The sequence below is a fragment of the Vibrio sp. J502 genome (assembly GCF_025397955.1).
GTDB classification, from domain to species: domain Bacteria; phylum Pseudomonadota; class Gammaproteobacteria; order Enterobacterales; family Vibrionaceae; genus Vibrio; species Vibrio anguillarum.
In genome coordinates this window covers 108190-126459 of record NZ_CP104554.1, presented here as the reverse complement: position 1 = coordinate 126459, position 18270 = coordinate 108190, and the positions used below count along the sequence as shown (strand labels likewise).

Annotated in this window: 18 protein-coding genes, 1 tRNA gene and 10 pseudogenes; 21 read left to right on the top strand and 8 right to left on the bottom strand. The window is 46.2% G+C overall.

Annotation, left to right across the window (positions count from 1 at the left end; translation table 11 throughout):
• Nucleotides 1-22: 22 nt before the first annotated feature.
• Nucleotides 23-865: pseudogene (locus N5E84_RS00745) on the bottom strand (HD-GYP domain-containing protein); the annotation flags it as partial.
• A gap of 248 nt (nt 866-1113) precedes the next feature.
• A tRNA-Leu gene (locus N5E84_RS00740) sits at nt 1114-1198 on the bottom strand.
• Nucleotides 1199-1351: 153 nt separating this feature from the next.
• Between N5E84_RS00740 and N5E84_RS00735 the strand changes: the two genes are divergently transcribed.
• On the top strand, nt 1352-1873 hold the full coding sequence (locus N5E84_RS00735) for an RDD family protein (protein ID WP_019282505.1): 522 nt from the start codon (nt 1352-1354) through the stop codon (nt 1871-1873).
• Nucleotides 1874-1935: 62 nt separating this feature from the next.
• On the opposite strand, the pseudogene lptG reads toward N5E84_RS00735, so the two are convergent.
• Nucleotides 1936-2970 (bottom strand): annotated as a pseudogene (gene lptG / locus N5E84_RS00730) (LPS export ABC transporter permease LptG).
• A gap of 38 nt (nt 2971-3008) precedes the next feature.
• Nucleotides 3009-4102 (bottom strand): annotated as a pseudogene (gene lptF / locus N5E84_RS00725) (LPS export ABC transporter permease LptF).
• Between the two features lie 190 nt (nt 4103-4292).
• Between lptF and N5E84_RS00720 the strand changes: the two are divergent.
• The 16 genes and pseudogenes from N5E84_RS00720 (at nt 4293) to N5E84_RS21200 (ending at nt 9312) form a co-directional block, all read left to right on the top strand.
• Nucleotides 4293-4592: a M17 family peptidase N-terminal domain-containing protein gene (locus N5E84_RS00720; RefSeq protein WP_261676526.1), complete on the top strand. Its 300-nt coding sequence runs from the start codon at nt 4293-4295 to the stop codon at nt 4590-4592.
• 13 nt (nt 4593-4605) lie between these two features.
• Nucleotides 4606-4737, top strand: coding sequence for a M17 family peptidase N-terminal domain-containing protein (locus N5E84_RS00715; RefSeq protein ID WP_261676525.1), 132 nt, complete (start codon nt 4606-4608; stop codon nt 4735-4737).
• A 62-nt stretch (nt 4738-4799) separates the two neighbouring features.
• Nucleotides 4800-4988, top strand: coding sequence for a hypothetical protein (locus N5E84_RS00710; protein WP_261676524.1), 189 nt, complete (start codon nt 4800-4802; stop codon nt 4986-4988).
• Nucleotides 4970-5098 (top strand): hypothetical protein, encoded by a 129-nt coding sequence (locus N5E84_RS21250; RefSeq protein WP_315903799.1) that lies wholly within the window; start codon nt 4970-4972, stop codon nt 5096-5098. Before N5E84_RS00710 ends, N5E84_RS21250 begins: the two co-directional genes overlap by 19 nt.
• On the top strand, nt 5043-5504 hold the full coding sequence (locus tag N5E84_RS00700) for a hypothetical protein (protein ID WP_261676523.1): 462 nt from the start codon (nt 5043-5045) through the stop codon (nt 5502-5504). Before N5E84_RS21250 ends, N5E84_RS00700 begins: the two co-directional genes overlap by 56 nt.
• On the top strand, nt 5467-5793 hold the full coding sequence (locus N5E84_RS21355) for a hypothetical protein (protein ID WP_410001430.1): 327 nt from the start codon (nt 5467-5469) through the stop codon (nt 5791-5793). Before N5E84_RS00700 ends, N5E84_RS21355 begins: the two co-directional genes overlap by 38 nt.
• Nucleotides 5794-5867: 74 nt before the next feature.
• Nucleotides 5868-6314, top strand: a pseudogene (locus N5E84_RS00685) (DNA polymerase III subunit chi).
• Between the two features lie 206 nt (nt 6315-6520).
• Entirely contained in the window at nt 6521-6682 is a 162-nt protein-coding gene (locus N5E84_RS21245; RefSeq protein ID WP_315903798.1) for a class I tRNA ligase family protein, read from the top strand.
• Nucleotides 6672-6734, top strand: coding sequence for a hypothetical protein (locus N5E84_RS21350; RefSeq protein ID WP_410001436.1), 63 nt, complete (start codon nt 6672-6674; stop codon nt 6732-6734). Before N5E84_RS21245 ends, N5E84_RS21350 begins: the two co-directional genes overlap by 11 nt.
• A pseudogene (locus N5E84_RS21345) lies at nt 6721-7106 on the top strand (class I tRNA ligase family protein). Before N5E84_RS21350 ends, N5E84_RS21345 begins: the two are co-directional and overlap by 14 nt.
• A 50-nt stretch (nt 7107-7156) precedes the next feature.
• Entirely contained in the window at nt 7157-7441 is a 285-nt protein-coding gene (locus tag N5E84_RS21230; protein ID WP_315903795.1) for a class I tRNA ligase family protein, read from the top strand.
• Nucleotides 7442-7618: 177 nt separating this feature from the next.
• The gene (locus tag N5E84_RS21220; RefSeq protein WP_315903794.1) at nt 7619-7888 is read left to right on the top strand and encodes a class I tRNA ligase family protein; all 270 of its coding nucleotides are present in this window, start codon (nt 7619-7621) and stop codon (nt 7886-7888) included.
• Nucleotides 7812-8342: pseudogene (locus N5E84_RS21340) on the top strand (class I tRNA ligase family protein). Before N5E84_RS21220 ends, N5E84_RS21340 begins: the two are co-directional and overlap by 77 nt.
• Before the next feature lie 31 nt (nt 8343-8373).
• Nucleotides 8374-9087, top strand: a complete 714-nt coding sequence (locus tag N5E84_RS21205; protein WP_315903800.1) for a class I tRNA ligase family protein — start codon at nt 8374-8376, stop codon at nt 9085-9087.
• Between the two features lie 17 nt (nt 9088-9104).
• On the top strand, nt 9105-9173 hold the full coding sequence (locus N5E84_RS21335; RefSeq protein WP_410001435.1) for a hypothetical protein: 69 nt from the start codon (nt 9105-9107) through the stop codon (nt 9171-9173).
• Nucleotides 9151-9312: a hypothetical protein gene (locus N5E84_RS21200; RefSeq protein WP_410001434.1), complete on the top strand. Its 162-nt coding sequence runs from the start codon at nt 9151-9153 to the stop codon at nt 9310-9312. Before N5E84_RS21335 ends, N5E84_RS21200 begins: the two co-directional genes overlap by 23 nt.
• Nucleotides 9313-9343: 31 nt before the next feature.
• Here N5E84_RS21200 and N5E84_RS00675 read toward each other — a convergent pair whose 3' ends face one another.
• Nucleotides 9344-10306 carry a D-2-hydroxyacid dehydrogenase gene (locus N5E84_RS00675; protein ID WP_019282507.1) on the bottom strand — a complete coding sequence of 321 codons (963 nt, stop codon included), beginning with the start codon at nt 10304-10306 and terminating at the stop codon, nt 9344-9346.
• 29 nt (nt 10307-10335) lie between these two features.
• A pseudogene (locus N5E84_RS00670) lies at nt 10336-11077 on the bottom strand (pseudouridine synthase).
• A 250-nt stretch (nt 11078-11327) separates the two neighbouring features.
• On the opposite strand from N5E84_RS00670, the pseudogene N5E84_RS00665 reads away from it, so the two are divergent.
• A pseudogene (locus N5E84_RS00665) lies at nt 11328-12608 on the top strand (NRAMP family divalent metal transporter).
• Between the two features lie 78 nt (nt 12609-12686).
• Here N5E84_RS00665 and rapA read toward each other — a convergent pair.
• A pseudogene (rapA, locus tag N5E84_RS00660) lies at nt 12687-15587 on the bottom strand (RNA polymerase-associated protein RapA).
• Nucleotides 15588-15817: 230 nt separating this feature from the next.
• Entirely contained in the window at nt 15818-15943 is a 126-nt protein-coding gene (locus N5E84_RS00655; RefSeq protein ID WP_261676510.1) for a hypothetical protein, read from the bottom strand.
• A gap of 79 nt (nt 15944-16022) precedes the next feature.
• On the opposite strand from N5E84_RS00655, the pseudogene N5E84_RS00650 reads away from it, so the two are divergent.
• The 3 genes and pseudogenes from N5E84_RS00650 to N5E84_RS00640 all read left to right on the top strand — a co-directional run bounded on the left by N5E84_RS00650 (nt 16023) and on the right by N5E84_RS00640 (nt 18254).
• A pseudogene (locus N5E84_RS00650) lies at nt 16023-17397 on the top strand (PhoH family protein).
• A 390-nt stretch (nt 17398-17787) separates the two neighbouring features.
• On the top strand, nt 17788-18039 hold the full coding sequence (locus N5E84_RS00645; RefSeq protein ID WP_261676522.1) for a hypothetical protein: 252 nt from the start codon (nt 17788-17790) through the stop codon (nt 18037-18039).
• Entirely contained in the window at nt 18039-18254 is a 216-nt protein-coding gene (locus tag N5E84_RS00640) for a hypothetical protein (RefSeq protein ID WP_261676521.1), read from the top strand. The genes N5E84_RS00645 and N5E84_RS00640 overlap by 1 nt, the downstream gene beginning before the upstream one ends.
• Nucleotides 18255-18270 lie beyond the last annotated feature (16 nt).

Genomic DNA, 18270 nt, shown 5'->3' with positions numbered 1-18270 from the left:
AGAATTCTGAACGCCCTCCCGTAATGACCTGTGAAAGCTCATCAATAGCCGATTCCTTTAAACCAAGCGGATACCCACTGCCGTCATTGAGTTCATGATGCTGTTCTATTACTCTCTTTGCACTTTCTGGAAAGCTATCGATATGACTCGCAATATCCAAACCATACTTAGTATGTAATTTGAGATAATTTTGTTCGGGCTCTGTCAGTGTTGTTTTCTTTCTAACAATCGCGGTGGGAACCTTAATTTTGCCTATATCATGAAACAGCGCAGCAAAAGCAAGTTCTTTGATTTTTTGAGCATCATACCCTTTCGCTTTTCCTATCATCATTGCAATGACCGAAACGTTGAGTGAATGAAAGTAGATGCCTTCAAACTCACTTTTGCCATTCATTAAATGCAGCGTAACGCTATCTTCACTCAGTAGCTTATCGACGATATCTTCAACCAAAATTGAAGCTTCATCTATCGCATCCTCTGGCCGATTGCGTATCTTGTTCATTACCGCACGCATGCGGGATAGAGAACGCTCAAACTCTTTTTCACAGTTTAGAACTCGCCTACGATATGCGTTCAACTTTTCAATCCGTTTCTGCTTCTCTTCCCACAATTTTTCAGCCTCACTCTCCATCTCTGAAGATTTTTCTATGGCTTCCGGCTGCGTATTGACAGGTAAGGGTTGAGTATCGCTTTGCGCAGGATTGATATAAACATGTTGAATCCCCAAGTGTTTTATCAATTGAATCTGTTCTTGGGATTTAATCTTAAAGCTATTAAAAAGAAAGGGGTGTTCGTTCCACTTTACGGGCAACTTAATGTGCAGGCCAGGCTGCAATCTATCTACTGTGATTTTTATGCTTGCCACAATTTATATAACACCTTAAGTACTAAGTAGTTAATGAGTTTAAAAGAAGTCACTCAAAAGTTCATCAACTACATATTAGTAGTGTTGATATAAATGTGTATGGCTAGAAGCAAGAAATGTGCGCTGTTCAATATAGAAGTATGTGAAGGCTATCAAAAGAGTCCCATTCATCTAAGATAGTGGACTATTATTTCGAGGACAAAAACAACAAAGCCCCGACTTTCGTCGAGGCTTTGTTGTTTAAATTATGGTACCGGTGGGCGGACTTGAACCGCCACTCCCGAAGGAAACGGATTTTGAATCCGTCGTGTCTACCAATTTCACCACACCGGCATCTTGGGCATTGCCCTTTGATGGTTGGCATTATACGTAAGAAAGTTATTGGCGCAATAACAAAATATTGAAATACAAATCGTTTGCCGATATTTTCGCCACAAACCTTCAAGCTGTGCGTCTCTTCTCTTTTCAGATCCTCTTCGAGGCTATATGCTGCTGCAATTTCGCGAATACAAAAGATGTTTAGATATGATGAGTAACTCTATTTCTCTACCGCCTGCCGGATTACTACGCCGATTTGGTGCGCTCATTTACGATGCATTAATCATCATTGCTCTTGAGATGATGGCTGCTGGTGTTGTCGTTGCTATATTAGAAGCTCTCGTTGCGTTGAATGTGATGAGCTATGGCTCGTATGCAGATGTCAGCGACTTTCTCACTCGTCATCCCATTTGGAGCTATGTTTACACATTTTACCTTGCCGCTGTCTGGGTCTACTTCTTCGTCTTTTTCTGGACAAGAGCAGGCCAGACATTAGGGATGCGTGCTTGGCGACTTTTGATAATTAACGAACAAGATGGAAATTCAATCAGCGCCACGCAAGCTTTAATACGTTTGTTCACCTCAGGCTTTGGCTTGGCAAACCTCACCGTACCCTTTGATCAACAAAAAAGAGGGTTCCAAGATATTTGGGCCAAAACGAAAGTAGTGGTACTTCCTAAAGTTAATTGAGTCGGAATAACAAAAAGGAAAGTTTGCCCTTCCTTTTTGTTAATAGTTCTTACCTGTCATTTTTAGAGTTTTCGTCTTAACAACATTACGGCAACGCTGAGAAACACCAAACTGGGTGCGACGGCACCAAACACTGGTGGGATACCATAAACAAGACTCAGTGGGCCGAAAAACTCACTGGAAATATAAAATGTAAAGCCTGCAATCACGCCTGACAAAATCCTTGCGCCCATAGTAACGCTGCGCAATGGCCCAAAAATAAACGACAGTGCCATTAGCATCATCACAGCAATAGAAAAAGGTTGAGTAATTTTACGCCACAACGCCAGATCGTACCGTGAAGCATCTTGCTCCGACGTTTTTAAATAGCTGACATAATCATACAAGCCACTCAGTGACAACTCTTCAGGCTTGACCGTGACAACCGCCAGTTTGTCTGGAGCTAATGAGGTCGTCCAACGGTATTCAGGTAATGTTTGCTTTGTTATCAATACATCATCGCGCATGTCGGTGATTTGAACATTTTTCATTACCCATTGATTGTCTTTATCGTAATCCACCTCTTCGGCAAAAAGGATGTTTTGCAAACTCTTATTGTTATCAAAGCGCCACATATTTAAGCCATAGAGTTTGTTGTCATCAATTTTACCAATAAAGATAAAATCATTCACATCGCGCGCCCACACACCGCTGCGCACTGAAACAATACTAACCGCCAGAGAGAGAAAAAGCTCGCAGATCTCGCGCCATCTTCTGCGCTTGGGGTGCTCCCCATTGGCCAAGCAAGGTGACAATGATCATTAATGGCACTGCGGTTTTTAATACCGACATACCGATATTAAGCTTAGAAAACCCCGCAGCTTGCATGACAACGAGCTCAGAACTTGATGCCAACATACCTAACCCAATCAACGCACCGAGTAAGGCGGCCATAGGAAAAAACATCTCGATATCACGAGGAATGCTCAACACCACAAACAGTAAAGCTTGCAGTAAATCGTAGCTTCCTTCCCCGACTTTCCTCAATGCTCAACATATTTGATAATGCCGGACAAACCAACAAAGGTCGCCAGCACTAGCGAGGTTGTCGCAACAATAGTACGGCCGACGTATAAATCTAAATCTTAAACACGCGTTATGCTGCCTTCTTTAGTCTTAGTTTATCTTTGAAGCGCCGCACTGGCACACGTGTCCATGATATTCACTGAAATCGCCGCCAAAGTAACGCAGCATTGATTGGCCACATACCGTATCACCGTAGCAAGTGAGCCCATCTTCAATGGCGGACTTGGTTGCGCTGATGGCCATAAATAGGCCAAATAAATTAAGATTGCAGTCCATTTTCGCAAGGCGTCCTTGCCGAGGGTTAACGCCGACAAAGGGACACCAGCATGGTGAGTAATGGAATACAAATCACCAGAGAAATTCGCCATTGCAACTCAGCTTCGCTCTTCGATCCGGGTTGGAAAGCAGATTGGATGTCGGTAACGCCTCCCATCACGTCCTTTGGGTTTAACTTCACGCTGCCCAATTAAACCTTCGTATTCGTCAAATTTTGTGATCATTAATCAACGCGTGTTGGCACGCCTTCATAGCGAAATCCCGTCATACATGGTGATCATCTGACGGCCATCACTGAGCTCTTTGAACATCACCAGAATTAGAGAACATCACACTCGGGGAGTATCGAATCCTTTGGTGCAAAGCTGCGCATACAAACACATTATGCAGTTTTTTGTTTTCAATATTTTCGATGAAACTACTGAGGAACCATCTGGTGTGCGTTGAAATTGTCCTCTCTGTAGCAAATCAACACTATTTTTCTGCTGCGAGCTGCTCCATAATTGTGCTTCTTTGTCTTGGCTCCAAGCGCCAACCAGAATGCGTTAAATGCTGCAGCACCTGAAGTGATCAAAGCCAAATAGAGTGCAGCACGGATCAAAAATTTATTGCCGATGCCAGTGGCATTCATCCCGTAATTTCGCTTTCTGCGTACAAACGCCCAAAAGTCAGTAAGAAGCCGATATACAAACTCAAAGGCAGCATTAATAACCCCATTGCGGGCATATTTAAACTCACAATAGATAGATCATTCGTGCTGGAATGTCACCATCGGAAGCTTCAGCCAAACGCGAATAAATCGTTGGCTAAGAAACACGAGAAACAGTACGAAAAAGATCGAAAATTGGCTCTGAGTGTCTCGCGGATCAAATATCTAACAATAATCACGCTGAAATTACCTATACAAAACTTGTTTTTTCTTGATTGAATCACTATAATTTCCGTTGAACCTTTTATTTTTAAAATTTTCACTAACTGTTAGACGTTCAATTAAAAGTAGATCCAAACTCGGATTCAACCACTAAGAGCACATTATCTAACATTTAGTTCTATTTGTCTTCAGGATGTAGGAGTACGCATGGAGTTCAGTGTAAAAAGTGGCAGTCCAGAGAAACAACGTAGCGCATGTATCGTTGTTGGAGTGTTCGAACCACGCCGCCTTTCTCCAGTAGCAGAGCAGCTTGATAAAATCAGCGACGGCTATATAAGTTCACTACTTCGCCGTGGGGATCTCGAGGGTAAACCCGGCAGATGCTACTGCTGCATCAAGTCCCTGGTGTTCTGTCTGAACGCGTTTTTACTGGTAGGTTGTGGTAAAGAGCGCGAATTAGGCGAACGTCAGTACAAAGAAATCATTCAAAAACCATCAGCACACTGAACGAAACGTGTCAATGGAAGCCGTATGTTTTCTGACTGAACTACACGTTAAAGGTCGCGATACTTATTGGAAAGTACGCCAAGCGGTTGAAGCAACGAAAGATGGTCTGTACACCTTTGATCAATTCAAGAGCGTGAAAACCTGAGACTCGCCGCCCACTGCGCAAACTTGTCTTTAACGTACCGACTCGCCGTGAGCTTAACTTAGGTGAAGCGCGCGATTACACACGGCCTTGCGATTGCATCCGGTGTGAAAGCGTCGAAAGATCTCGGCAATATGCCACCCAACATTGCCAACCCAGCTTATCTTGCATCTCAAGCGCGCCGCTTAGCGGACGACTACGAGAGCGTCACCACCAAAATCATTGTGAAGAAGAGATGGAAAAGTTGGGCATGACCTCTTACCTCGCTGTCGGTCGTGGTTCAAAAAATGAGTCGATGATGTCGGTCATTGAGTACAAAGGGCAACCCAGATCCAGATGCAAAACCAATTGTGTTGGTGGGTAAAGGCCTAACGTTTGATTCCGGCGGTATTTCATTAAAACCAGGCGAAGGCATGGATGAAATGAAGTATGACATGTGCGGTGCGGCGTCAGTCTTTGGGCGCAATGAAAGCATGGCTAAATTGAAATTGCCATTAAATGTCGTGGGTATCTTAGCCGGCTGTGAAAACATGCCAGGCAGCAATGCCTATCGCCCTGGTGACATTCTCACGACTATGTCTGGCCAAACGGTTGAAGTACTCAATACCGATGCCGAAGGTCGCTTAGTGCTATGTGATGCACTCACTTACGTTGAGCGTTTTGAACCCGATTGCGTGGTAGATGTGGCGACACTAACTGGCGCTTGTGTGATTGCATTAGGTCACCACATCAGTGGCGTGGTTTCAAACCACCAACCCATTGGCGCATGAATTGGTTAATGCTTCCGAACAAGCAAGCGATCGCGCATGGCGTCTACCAATGGCCGACGAGTACCACGAGCAGCTAAAGAGCCCATTTGCTGATATGGCAAATATCGGTGGTCGCCCTGGTGGTACGATTACCGCTGCTGCTTCTTATCTAAATTTGCTAAGAAATATAACTGGGCGCATTTGGATATTGCTGGCACCGCGTGGAAGTCAGGTGCAGCAAAAGGATCAACAGGTCGTCCCGTCTCATTGCTCGTCAGTTCTTATTGAACCGCAGCGGCCAAGAGTCTGAGGAATAACCTCAAAATGTGAAAAGGGCCGCAAGGCCCTTTTTTGTTGATGAGCGATTAGATAGTAGGTGACAACATGCAGCGAGCCACCTTTTACATTGCTGAACGAAGAAAGCCCACAGGCAACGCTGGCAGGCTTTGAGCAATATGTCCTATTTCTGGCTCATCACTTCGCCAAACAAGGGGCAAAAATTTATCTGCATTGTGATGATAAAACTCACGCCTGAACAGTTGCCGAACATTTATGGCAAGTGCCTGCAGAACAGTTTGTCGCGCACAATCTGGTGGGTGAAGGCCGAAATACGCAACACATATCGAGATGGCTACCCAACGTCAAACCCAATTGGAATCGTCAACTGGTAATAAATGTGGCGGATAATCATACACCTTTGCGAACGCCTTTGCTGAGGTGGTAGACTTCGTCCCCTGCGAAGAAAAAGCAAAGCAACGAGCACGCGAAAGGTATAAAATCTACCGTCAAGCTGGCTACCAATTACAAACAATCGAGATCCAACATCCATAGGTCAAACCTTATAGTTAAGGCGATCTTTAACAAGATCCTTCACTTATGAAGTTTGACTAAGATTAACCATTCACAAGTATCCATTTAAGAGCACTATGGAAAAGACATATAAACCCAACAGCAATCGAACAAGCTCTGTATCAGACTTGGGAAGAGAACGGCTACTTTAAGCTCACGGTGATACATCAAAAGATGCGTACAGCATCATGATCCCACCGCCGAACGTCACTGGTAGCCTTCATATGGGTCACGCATTCCAAAACACCATTATGGATACTTTGATCCGCTGCGAACGCATGAAAGGCAAAAATACCTTATGGCCAAGTGGGTACAGACCACGCCGGTATTGCTACCCAAATGTTGGTTGAACGTAAAATTGCCGCAGAAGAAGGCAAAACCAAACACGATTACGGTCCGTGATGCCTTCATTGACAAAATTAGGGAATGGAAAGACGAATCAGGTGCACCATCACTAACAGCTTCGCCGCCTTGCGCATCGGTAGACTGGGATCGTGAACGATTCACTATGGATGCGGGCCTATCAAATGCCGTTCAAGAAGTGTTTGTTCGCCTTTACAAGAAGATTTACTCTACCGTGGTAAACGTCTTGTGAACTGGGATCCAAAACTGCACACTGCAATTTCTGATCTAGAAGTAGAAAACAAAGACGTCAAAGGTCACATGTGGCACTTCCGTTACCCACTGGCTGACGGCGTAAAAACAGCAGACGGTAAAGACTACATTGTTGTTGCGACCACTCGTCCTGAACCATGCTGGGTGACACAGGCGTAGCGGGTTAACCCTGAAGATCCACGCTACCAAGCTCTGATCGCAAAGAGATCATGCTGCCAATCGTCAATCGTCGCATTTCTATCGTGGGCGATGAGCACGCAGACATGGAAAAAGGCACAGGTTGTGTGAAGATCACCCCTGCTCACGACTTCAATGACTATGAAGTCGGTAAGCGCCACCAACTGCCGATGATCAACATTTTCACCTTTGATGCCAACATTCGTGACGCCGCCGAAGTGTTCAACACCAATGGTGAACCAAGTGACGCTTACAGCAGCGATCTTCCTGCTAAATACCAAGGCATGGAGCGCTTTGCGGCACGTAAAGCATCGTAGCTGAATTTGAAGCTCTCGGCCTGCTTGAAGAAATCAAAGATCACGACCTCACCATTCCTTACGGTGACCGTGGTGGTGTGGTTATCGAACCGATGCTGACCGACCAATGGTACGTACGCACAGCGCCACTAGCGGAAGTCGCAACCAAAGCCGTTGAAAGATGGCGAGATTCAATTTGTGCCTAAGCAGTACGAAAACATGTACTTCTCATGGATGCGTGACGTGCAAGATTGGTGTATCTCACGCCAACTTTGGTGGGGTCATCGTATTCCTGCTTGGTATGACAACGACGGCAACGTTTATGTCGGCCGTAACGAAGAGAAAGTGCGCGAACAAAACAACCTAGCACCAGTGGTGGTACTGCGCCAAGATGATGATGTATTGGACACTTGGGTTCTCCTCTGCTCTTTGGACTTTTGGTACACAAGGCTGGCCAGAAAATACTGAGGCACTAAAAACATTCCACCCGTCTGACGTTCTTGTTACTGGTTTTGACATCATCTTCTTCTGGGTTGCACGCATGATCATGGATGACCATGCACTTCTGTAAAGATGAGAATGGTAAACCACAAGTGCATTTTAAAACTGTTTTATGTTCACACGGCCTTATCCGTGCATGAAAACGGCGACCAAAATGTCAAAATCTAAAGGCAACGTGCTTGATCCTATCGACATGGTCGATGGTATTGATCTTGAATCTCTGGTTGAAAAACGTTGTGGCAACATGATGCAGCCACAGCTTGCAGCCAAGATCGAGAAAAATACACGTAAAACCTTTGAAAATGGTATCGAATCTTATGGAACCGACGCACTGCGTTTCACGCTAGCAGCGATGGCTTCAACCGGTCGTGATATCAACTGGGACATGAAACGCCCTAGAAGGTTACCGCAACTTCTGTAAACAACTCTGGAACGCGAGCCGTTACGTGTTGATGAATACCGAAGATCTCGATTGTGGCTTTAACGCAGGTAGCGAGCTTGAGTATTCGTTAGCCGATAAATGGATCGAGTCTCAATTTGAATTGGCGGCTAAAGAGTTCAACAACCATATCAACAACTTCCGTTTAGATATGGCGGCAAATACCCTTTACGAATTCATCTGGAACCAATTCTGCGACTGGTACTTAGAGCTGACTAAGCCCGTATTATGGAAAGGCAGTGAAGCGCAGCAACGTGCAACACGCCGTACATTAATTACGGTATTAGAGAAAACATTACGCCTCGCGCACCCAGTGATCCCGTATATCACTGAAACCATTTGGCAAAGCATTAAGCCATTAGTGGACGGCGTTGAAGGGGATACCATCATGCTGCAAGCGCTGCCTCAGTACGATGAAGCGAACTTCAACCAAGCGGCGCTGGATGATATCGAATGGGTGAAAGCCTTTATTACTAGCATTCGCAACCTACGTGCCGAGTACGATATCAACCCAGGCAAACCTCTTAACGTGATGCTAAAAGGCCGCCAAAAGCAAGAAGTGGCACGTTTAGAAGCGAACAAAGCGGTACTGTTGTCACTGGCTAAACTGGAGGCTCTACGCGTTCTTGAAGAGGGTGAAGAGACTCCCGCTTGTGCAACGGCGCTGGTTGGTCAATCTGAACTGATGATCCCAATGGCTGGTTTGATTGATAAAGATGCGAGCTAGAGCGCTTAGCAAAAGAGATTGCTAAAACTCAAGGCGAAATCAAACGCATTGAAGGCAAACTCAATAACCAAGGGGTTCGTCGCTAAAGCACCCGAAGCCGTTGTCGCTATCGAGCGTCAAAAGCTGAATGGCTATCAAGATACCTTGGTTAAACTGGAAGAACAGAAAAGCGACCATAGCCGCGCTATAATCGCGATTGCGTTACCATTAAAAAGGTCGGTGTGAAAATACCGACCTTTTTGTTCTATTCACGCCATCAGCAGACGCGATTTTTGTGCTCTCCGCGCTCAAACGCGGCAATGTTATCCATCAAAATCGTTGCCAATTGTGAAATAGCTGAGTCACTACCCCATGCCACGTGTGGTGTAAGCAACAAATTTGGCAAATCCATATTGGCTAGTAAGGGATTTGTTTTATCCGCTGGTTCTCGACTGAATACATCCACTCCAGCGCCAGCAATTTGCCCAGATTTCAATGCTGTCACAAGTGCTTGCTCATCAACCAAACCACCACGGCCTGCGTTAATCAACAATGTATTAGGCTTCATCATCTTTAATTCGTTCTCACCTATCAGATTTCGGGTTTGTTCGCTCAATGGGCAATGTAAACTCACAACATCCGCCTCCGCTAACATTTGTTCAAAGGGCATAAAACCTTGCCGGCATAACTTGGCCCCCTTTCGTTCAGCAAATATCACCTGCATGCCTATCGCTCGTGCCAACGTTGCGGTTGCCTGTCCGAGCGCGCCACTCCCGACTACACCAAGCGTTGAACCTGCAACATCCCCTATCGGATGAGTAAAAAAGCAAAATTGTTGATTGCGCTGCCACTCGCCATTGGCAATATCTTGATGATAAGCAAACAGGTTACGCCTTAAGGCATAAATCATCCCAACTACATGTTCCGGAACAGAACGGGTGGCGTAGCCTTGAACATTCACCAGTGCGATGCCTGCTTCACGACAGTAATCGACATCGACGTTATTGACGCCTGTGGCCGACACAGCAATCAAGCGCAATTTCGGACATTGTGAGAGTAGCACCCTATCCAGCACCACTTTATTGGTGATTACGATATCGGCTTGAGATAGGCGATCGAGCGCTTGTTCGGCAGAAGTAAAGTCAAACTCAAGCCAATGATGAGCAAAAGGTAAGCTTGGCAATCGAATATAAGCAGGGATTGTGGCCCTATCGAGAAAGACAACCGTGGGTAGTGACATATCAGCTCCTTGTCGCCACCCACATCACACTAAGGTCGTGGCAACGTTTTGTAATCTGGTAATTTTCGCTCAGGATCAAAGTGTTGCAAAATTTGCTCTTGTGCTTCGGGATAAAAGTCACAAGCAACAAAAAGGTTACGCAACCAATGACTCTTTGGGTGATAAAAACTGAGCTCTGCGGCATGCAATGCTAAGCGATCAGAAAAATCTTGCGCTTCTTGCGGGGCATAAAACTCATCACCCACAATCGGATAACCCAAAGCTTGCATGTGAACACGTAATTGGTGCGAACGGCCAGTTACGGGAAGAAGACGTACAATTGTCGTTTTTTCTTCTCTTTTCGCTACTTGATATAAAGTTTTTGATGGTTTTCCATCTTCAAAGCAGACTTTCTGTTTAGGCCGATTTGGCCAATCGCAAATCAGGGGTAACTCAACCACCCCCTCGTCAAGCCCCATTACGCCCCACACGCGAGCGTAATAAATTTTATGCGTTAAACGGTATTGAAACTGCTTTTTCAATGCCCCTTCCGCGTATTTATTTTTTGCCAGCACCATCAAGCCAGAAGTCGACATATCCAAAACGATGCAACACTTGGATCTCTGGATATTGCTCAGCCACACGACTCCACATACTGTCGTGATGCTCAGGCAAGCGTCCTGGAACCGACAGCAGACCTGAAGGTTTATTCACCGCGAGAATCCTGCTCATCCTTCATAGACAATATCCAATCCAAGGATCTGTGGGCGGCGTGTATTCAAGCATAGCCATCGAAGGTTTCTCCTAAAAAAATCGGCGCATTATAACAACCTCTCCGCCAAGCCAATAGAGAAGAGTCATCTTAGTTTCGTTAAATCACGAAATCGTCAGTAAGTTAGCCTTGCTTAGAAATATCACTTGCAAATGTAACTTAAAATTGACAGATTAACTGGGGTGTGATATTGATTGATGAGCTTGACATTAAAGTCAGCTTCAAAAGCAAAAATTATAAATAACACAACATCAAGTCTAAGGAACAAGAATGGAACACAGCGTCCCTTATCAATCGGCCAAACGTTTAACCCTATCACAACTGCTTCGTACCACTCGGGCCGGGCATTATGATGGCAGCAGCAGCCGTCGGCCGCTCTCATCTCGTCGCGTCAACTCAAGCAGGCCGCAATTATGGCTGGCAACTCGCAGGCCTCATTTTGCTGGTCAACTTATTAAAATACCCCTTTTTTAAGGCTGGCATTCAATACACCATGGGGACAGGCAAAAGTTTAGTACAAGGCTATGCCTCATCTCGGGCGTGCTTACTTAAGGGTTTTTGCCCTCTTACGACGTGGTATCGGCCATATAAACACCGCCCGCGTTACTGCTGTTTAGCGCCAGCTTACTGGCCTATTTTGTCCCTTTTGAGCTGGGCAATATTGTTCTTTCCGTGATTGTGCTGACCACTTGTTTGCTGATCCTTTTTGCAAGGCCACCTTTCGCGCGCTCGACTCACTTTCTAAATGATTATGGCCAGATACCTGACAATTCGCCACCTTACTCGCCGTGTGATTGCCGTCGCAAAACCCAGCGCAGATAGTAGTGGAAACCTATTTCACCTTCACCTTGGACACTCGCCGCGATCGGTTTTTTGGTAGTAACTATGGGCTGGATGCCCGCACCCATTGAGATTTCGAGCATCACTTCAGTGTGGCTCAAACGTCAATGCCAAGAGCAGCAAGTGACGCCCGCAATCCGCACTATTTGATTTCAATGTGGGCTATATCGGTACTGCAATCTTGGCGATTGTATTTTTGGCGCTTGGTGCCTTAGTATACACGGAACAGGCGTTGAGCTCTCGAAATCTGGCGTCGGCTTTTGCAATCAATTGGTCGATTGTACGCTTCAACCCATAGGTGAGTGGTCACGTTATTTGATTGCAGTGATCGCCTTTTTCTGTATTTTTGGTAGCACCACTCACCGTTATTGATGGCTATTCACGAGTGATTGCAGAATCACAACGTCTTTTGCAAAACAAAGAGAGCCAAAGCCCACGTTGCTACCAAGCTTGGGTCATCGTGGTATGGCTTTAGCGCTGGCCATCATTGCCTTTTGGGCTTCAGCCACTGATAGCCAATGCTGAATTTTTGCGATGATCATGGCGTTTATGACCACGCCAATTTTTGCGCTGCTCAACTATATACTGGTGACTAAAACACCTTTCCAGCTGAACTCGCAGTAGAAAAAACTCAAAGCGCTGTCTATCGTAGGGCTTGTTTATCTGTTTGGCTTTTTAGCGCTATTTATTTGGTGGAAGTGGATTATGTAACAGCAGACAAAACAAAGGCCTATCGAAAAGGCCTTTGTTTATTTTTAATGTAAACGCCACAAGGGCCAAGTAAAGGGATCAGTTATGCGTCACAACGATTAAACGCAACGAATCCAGTTGGAATTGCGCTTTACCGATGTAACCGCTTAACTCGTTAATCTGCTCTTCAATCGCGCTGATTCTCTCCATCACGAATGTTTCGGGTTGACTGCTTTAAGCGCCAATAGCGCTCCAGTTCACCGTTTAAGCTCGACTGCATCTCTTTTTGCGCTTGTCACGAATCGCTTCAACACGGCTCACAACTTGGCTTTCACTGGCAGCAATTAAGCTATGCTACATCTTTTTGACATCTCGTCGACGTAACAAGCCTTGCTGGCCAAATGACGATTCACAGGCTTAATTGGCGGTTGAAGCTTTCAAACTCAACTTGCGCGGAGAGATCATTACCACGCGCATCCCATCATCAAACGGGATTGGTGTTTGAGGAAGGAAGCGGCTGATGCCACTGCGTTTTGGCGCTTGTGCATCCACCACATAGATCAACTCAAGCAGCAAAGTCCCAACAGGCAGAGCTTTATTTTTCAGCAGAGAAACCGCTGATGTTCCCACGCCTTCGCTCATCAGTAGGTCGATCCCGCCTTGAATCATCGGGTGTTCCCACTGATGAAATTCATATCTTCACGCGATAATGCCGTATCACGATCAAAAGTGATGGTCGCTCCTTCATACGGCAAACCGGGGTAGCTTGGCACCATCATGTGCTCTGATGGTGTGACCACCAGCGCGTTTTCACCCCGATCATCTTGGTTTAAACCGATCGCATCAAAGTAACCAAGTTAGTATCGCCATCCGTTGATGCTATACTTTCGACGATTTTCAATGCTTTTTCGCCACCGTTTGAATGCATTTCAAGCAGTCGGTCACGCCCTTGTTCAAGCTGAGCCTTCAACGTTTTGTTGAGCGTTGCTGACTGTTCAATGATCTCATCCAGCGTATCGATATTTCCCGAAGCCAGCATGTCAATCAGATCATCGGTATATTTATCATACACAGCGCGGCCTGTTGGGCAGGTTTCAGCAAATGCATTCAAGCCTTCATCAAACCAACGCGCCAAAATCGCTTGCGATGTGCCTTTAAGGTACGGCACATGGATATCGATATCACGGTGTTGACCAATACGATCCAAACGGCCAATGCGTTGCTCTAAAAGATCTGGGTTAAACGGCAGATCAAACATCACCAACTGGTTAGCAAATTGGAAGTTACGCCCTTCAGAGCCGATTTCACTACAGATAAGCACTTGCGCGCCACCCTCTTCTTGTGCGAAATAAGCGGCGGCTTTATCACGTTCTAAAATCGACATACCTTCATGAAAAACCGTAGCGCGAATGCCTTCACGCTCACGCAGCGCTTGCTCCAGTTGTAACGCGGTGCTAGCGCGAGAAGCGATCACTAAAATCTTTTCGCTGCGTTTCTCTTTCACTTTTTCAAGCAGCCAATTCACGCGAGAATCGAACTGCCACCAGCTTGCATCATCGCCTTCAAACTCTTGGAAAATCTCTTCGGGATAGAGCATTTTCATCGCGCGAGCCTGAGCACTGAGCTTACCGCCGATCATGCCAGCCACTCGCATCGAAGTCGTGTATTGCGTGGGGATTTCCATCGGCATCAAGTGCACATTACGCACAGGGAATCCTTTAATCGCAGCGCGGGTGTTTCTAAACAGCACGCGGCCTGTGCCATGGCGATCCATCAGATTATCAATCAGCTCTTGGCGAGCAGAGGCTTTGCTCTCTTCATCGGCATCGCTTTCAATAATGCGAAACAGCGGCTCAACGTCTTGCTCTGAAAGTAGCTCGGTGATTTGGTTTTTGGCTTCGTTTTGCAACTTCTCACCCGAAAACAGGGCACTGACTGAATCGGCTACGGGCGCATATTGCTCTTCTTCTTCAACGAACGCCTCATAATCGTAAAAACGATCGGGATCGAGCAAACGCAAACGCGCAAAGTGGCTTTCACGGCCCAATTGCTCCGGCGTTGCCGTTAGCAGCAGTACCGCTGGGGTGTTTTGCGCTAGCCCTTCGACCACTTGGTATTCGCGGCTTGGTTTATCTTGGCTCCATTCTAGATGTGCGCTTCATCCACCACCAATAGATCCCACTCCGCCTCAAGTGCTTGTTCAAAACGTTGACGACTTTTACGCAGAAAATCGAGCGAACAAAGCACATATTGCTGAGTATCAAAAGGGTTATGTGCTTCAGCGAACGCTTCAACACAGCGCTCCTCATCAAAAATGGAGAAATGAAGATTAAAGCGACGCATCATCTCCACCAACCATTGGTGCTGCAAGGTTTCCGGCACCACAATTAAAATACGTTCCGCGCGGCCAGAAAGCACTTGTTGATGAATGATCATCCCCGCTTCAATGGTTTTACCTAACCCGACTTCATCGGCTAATAACACGCGGGGCGCATGGCGACGGCCAACCTCATGTGCGATATAAAGCTGATGAGGAATCAGGCCCGCGCGCATGCCACATAAACCACGCATTGGGCTTTTGTGTTGTTGATATTGGTTAGTCAGGGCGCGATAACGCAACACAAAATTATCCATGCGATCAATTTGACCTGCGAACAATTTATCTTGCGGTTTGTTGAAACGGATTTGGTGACTTAAGAAAATTTCACGTAGCGCCACGCCGCTTTCATCGTTGTCTTCGCGCGTACCGAGATAAGTGAGTAGTCCTTGTTCTTCAACAACTTGCTCAACGCGTAGCGACCAGCCTTCTTGGCTTTCAACCACATCGCCGCTGTTGAACGTCACTCGTGTTACCGGGGCGTCACTGCGTGCATAAACGCGGTTTTCTTCTGATGCAGCAAACATCAAGGTCACAGTACGCGCATCAAGCGCTACCACAGTACCTAAACCAAGATCACTTTCTGTATCGCTTATCCAGCGTTGCCCCAAAGCAAAACTCATGAATCGACTACCTTATTTATTTGGAATGGATTGTATCGATCTGCTACCACGTGAAGGCAACCCCTAATTATGATTGTTGTTGGAGTGTGGTGCAGAAAAAGGTCGCTAATCTTACTTGATGGCGTGATACAGGTCACGTGTAAAGCGAAGGATAACCAAGATTTTTTTCTTCAACTTTTGGTTGACATCAAACTGTAAGAAATCGGTGGCATTTGTAGTAAACAAGGTTGCTATACTTGTTGTAACGATGCTTGCTTTGCCAGCCAAAAGGATGACTCTGGCACGAAGCATGCAGAACCAAACAGACAATGAGTATCAACACAGGCTTGCAGTAAGTCATCGAGCGATCGAGTCACTACCGGCATCCATTGATCGATAACCTCTACTTGCTGGCATCTTTTGTTAAGCACGCTGCGTAGCAGCAAGGAGACGCTTATGGGCGATACCGATCGGAAACTGTTTGTACTTGATACCAACATCCTGCTTCATGAACCTTTAGCCATTTACTCCTTCCAAGAGCATGACGTCGTCATTCCGATGACCGTTCTTGAAGAACTTGACCGGATCAAAGACAGCAAACGCGATGTTGCACGAGATGCGCGGGTCGCAATTCGTGCTTTAGAACACTTATTTCACGATGCCACCCCAGACGAAATTACCGAAGGTATTCCATTCTCTAAAGAGGCCAGCAAGACGGGAACTATCTCGATTCTCGCCGACTTTGAGTTGCAAGAAACCGTCAAAGCCTTTGCTGACAAAGCCGGCGATAACCGTATCCTCAATGCTGTTCTTTACCTGCAAGCGAAACGAGCGCCACGCGCTGTGGTTCTCATCACCAAAGACATCAACATGCGATTGCGCGCTAAAGGTGCAGGCGTGCGCTATGTTGAGGATTACCGCACTGACCAATTGATTGATGATGTTCAGTACCTGACCAAAGGCTTCCAAGTTCGTGAAGGCAACTTTTGGAGCAACGTCGATGAAGTTGAGAGCAGAACCGTCGGCGGAAAAGCCTTTCATACGCTAGATAAGGCGCCATTTGATCCGACCTTTATTAATCAATATGTCATTGATGAAGAAAGCGATTTTTCGGCGCGCGTGCATGAAATCAACACAGACAAAATCACGCTGCTTGATATTGGTCGCGAGAGAATGATGCACCGCAAAGCGTGGGACATCACCCCGAAAAATATACCAAGCGATGGCACTTGATGCTTTGCTTGATCCAAGCATTGATTTGGTGATTTTAACTGGAGCCGCTGGTAGCGGGAAAACGCTGCTCGCGATGGCCGCCGCTCTTGAACAAACCATTGAGAAGAAGATGTTCGATAAGATCATCGTCACCCGTAACACGCCAGATATCGGAGAGTCGATCGGCTTCTTACCCGGAACAGAGGAAGAGAAAATGATGCCGTGGCTGGCCGCGGTAACGGATACACTGGAAGCCTTGCACAAAAACGATCACTGCACCGAAGGTTCACTCAAATACATCTGCGATAAAGCCAATATCCAGTTTAAATCGATCAACTTTATGCGTGGGCGCTCAATCCAAAATGCCTTTGTGTTACTCGATGAGTGTCAAAATTTAACCGCTTCTCAAATCAAAACCATCATCACGCGCTGTGGTGAGGGCACTAAAATTGTCTGCTCTGGTAACTTAGCGCAGATTGACTCCCACTACTTAACCCCGGTGACCTCAGGTTTGACCTACATGGTTGAGCGCTTTAAAAACTTTGAAGGCAGCGCCAACATTCACTTAAATGGCGTCGTGCGCAGCCGCTTGGCCGAATTCGCTGAAGAGAATTTATAATCACATTAGGCGAGATATTATTAATATCTCGCCTTTATTTTAAAATAATTATTCACAAATTTAGCATTTATATGTTTTACTAAGGCCATTCATCATTCACCGTTTAGGACTGGATATGGCTTTCAATTAACGCATCACCGCAACTTTCTAAAACTGCTCGATTTCCACGCCGAAAGAGATCCAATTTCTGCTCAATCTCTCTGCTGATCTCAAAAAAGCCGAAATACGCCGGATCAGAACAGAAAAGATTAGCGGGTTAAAATATTGCGCTGATTTTTGAGAAAGCCTCATCACGAACACGATGTGCATTTGAAGTGGCCGCGTTTCGACTCAAGGCGCTCAAGTCTCTTACAATCGGGCATCAGGGTCGCAAATGGTCATAAAGAGTCGATGAAAGACACCGCTCGCGTACTCGGAAGAATGTACGATGGCATCCAATATCGCGGTTTGGACAAGAAATTGTCGAAGAGCTTGGCGCACATGCTGGCGTTCCTGTATGGAAACGGCTCACCAACGAGTTTCCACCCAACACAGATTTTAGCTGACTTTTTAACCATGATTGAGCATGGCCGTGGTAAGCAGTTGCACCAAGTGTCACTGGCTTATCTAGGCGATGCGCGCAATAACATGGGCAATTCCTGATGGTGGGCGCAGCAAAAATGGGCATGGATATTCGCCTTGTGGCACCCAAACCGTTTTGGCCAGAAGCATCACTCGTCACCACTTGCCAAGAAATTGCCAAGCAGACGGGAGCCCAAATCACGCTCACTGAAAATGTACAAGAAGGCGTGCAAGGATGCGATTTTCTCTATACCGACGTTGGGTTTCCATGGCGAATCAGCCGATGCATGGGATGAACGCGTGGCTTAATGA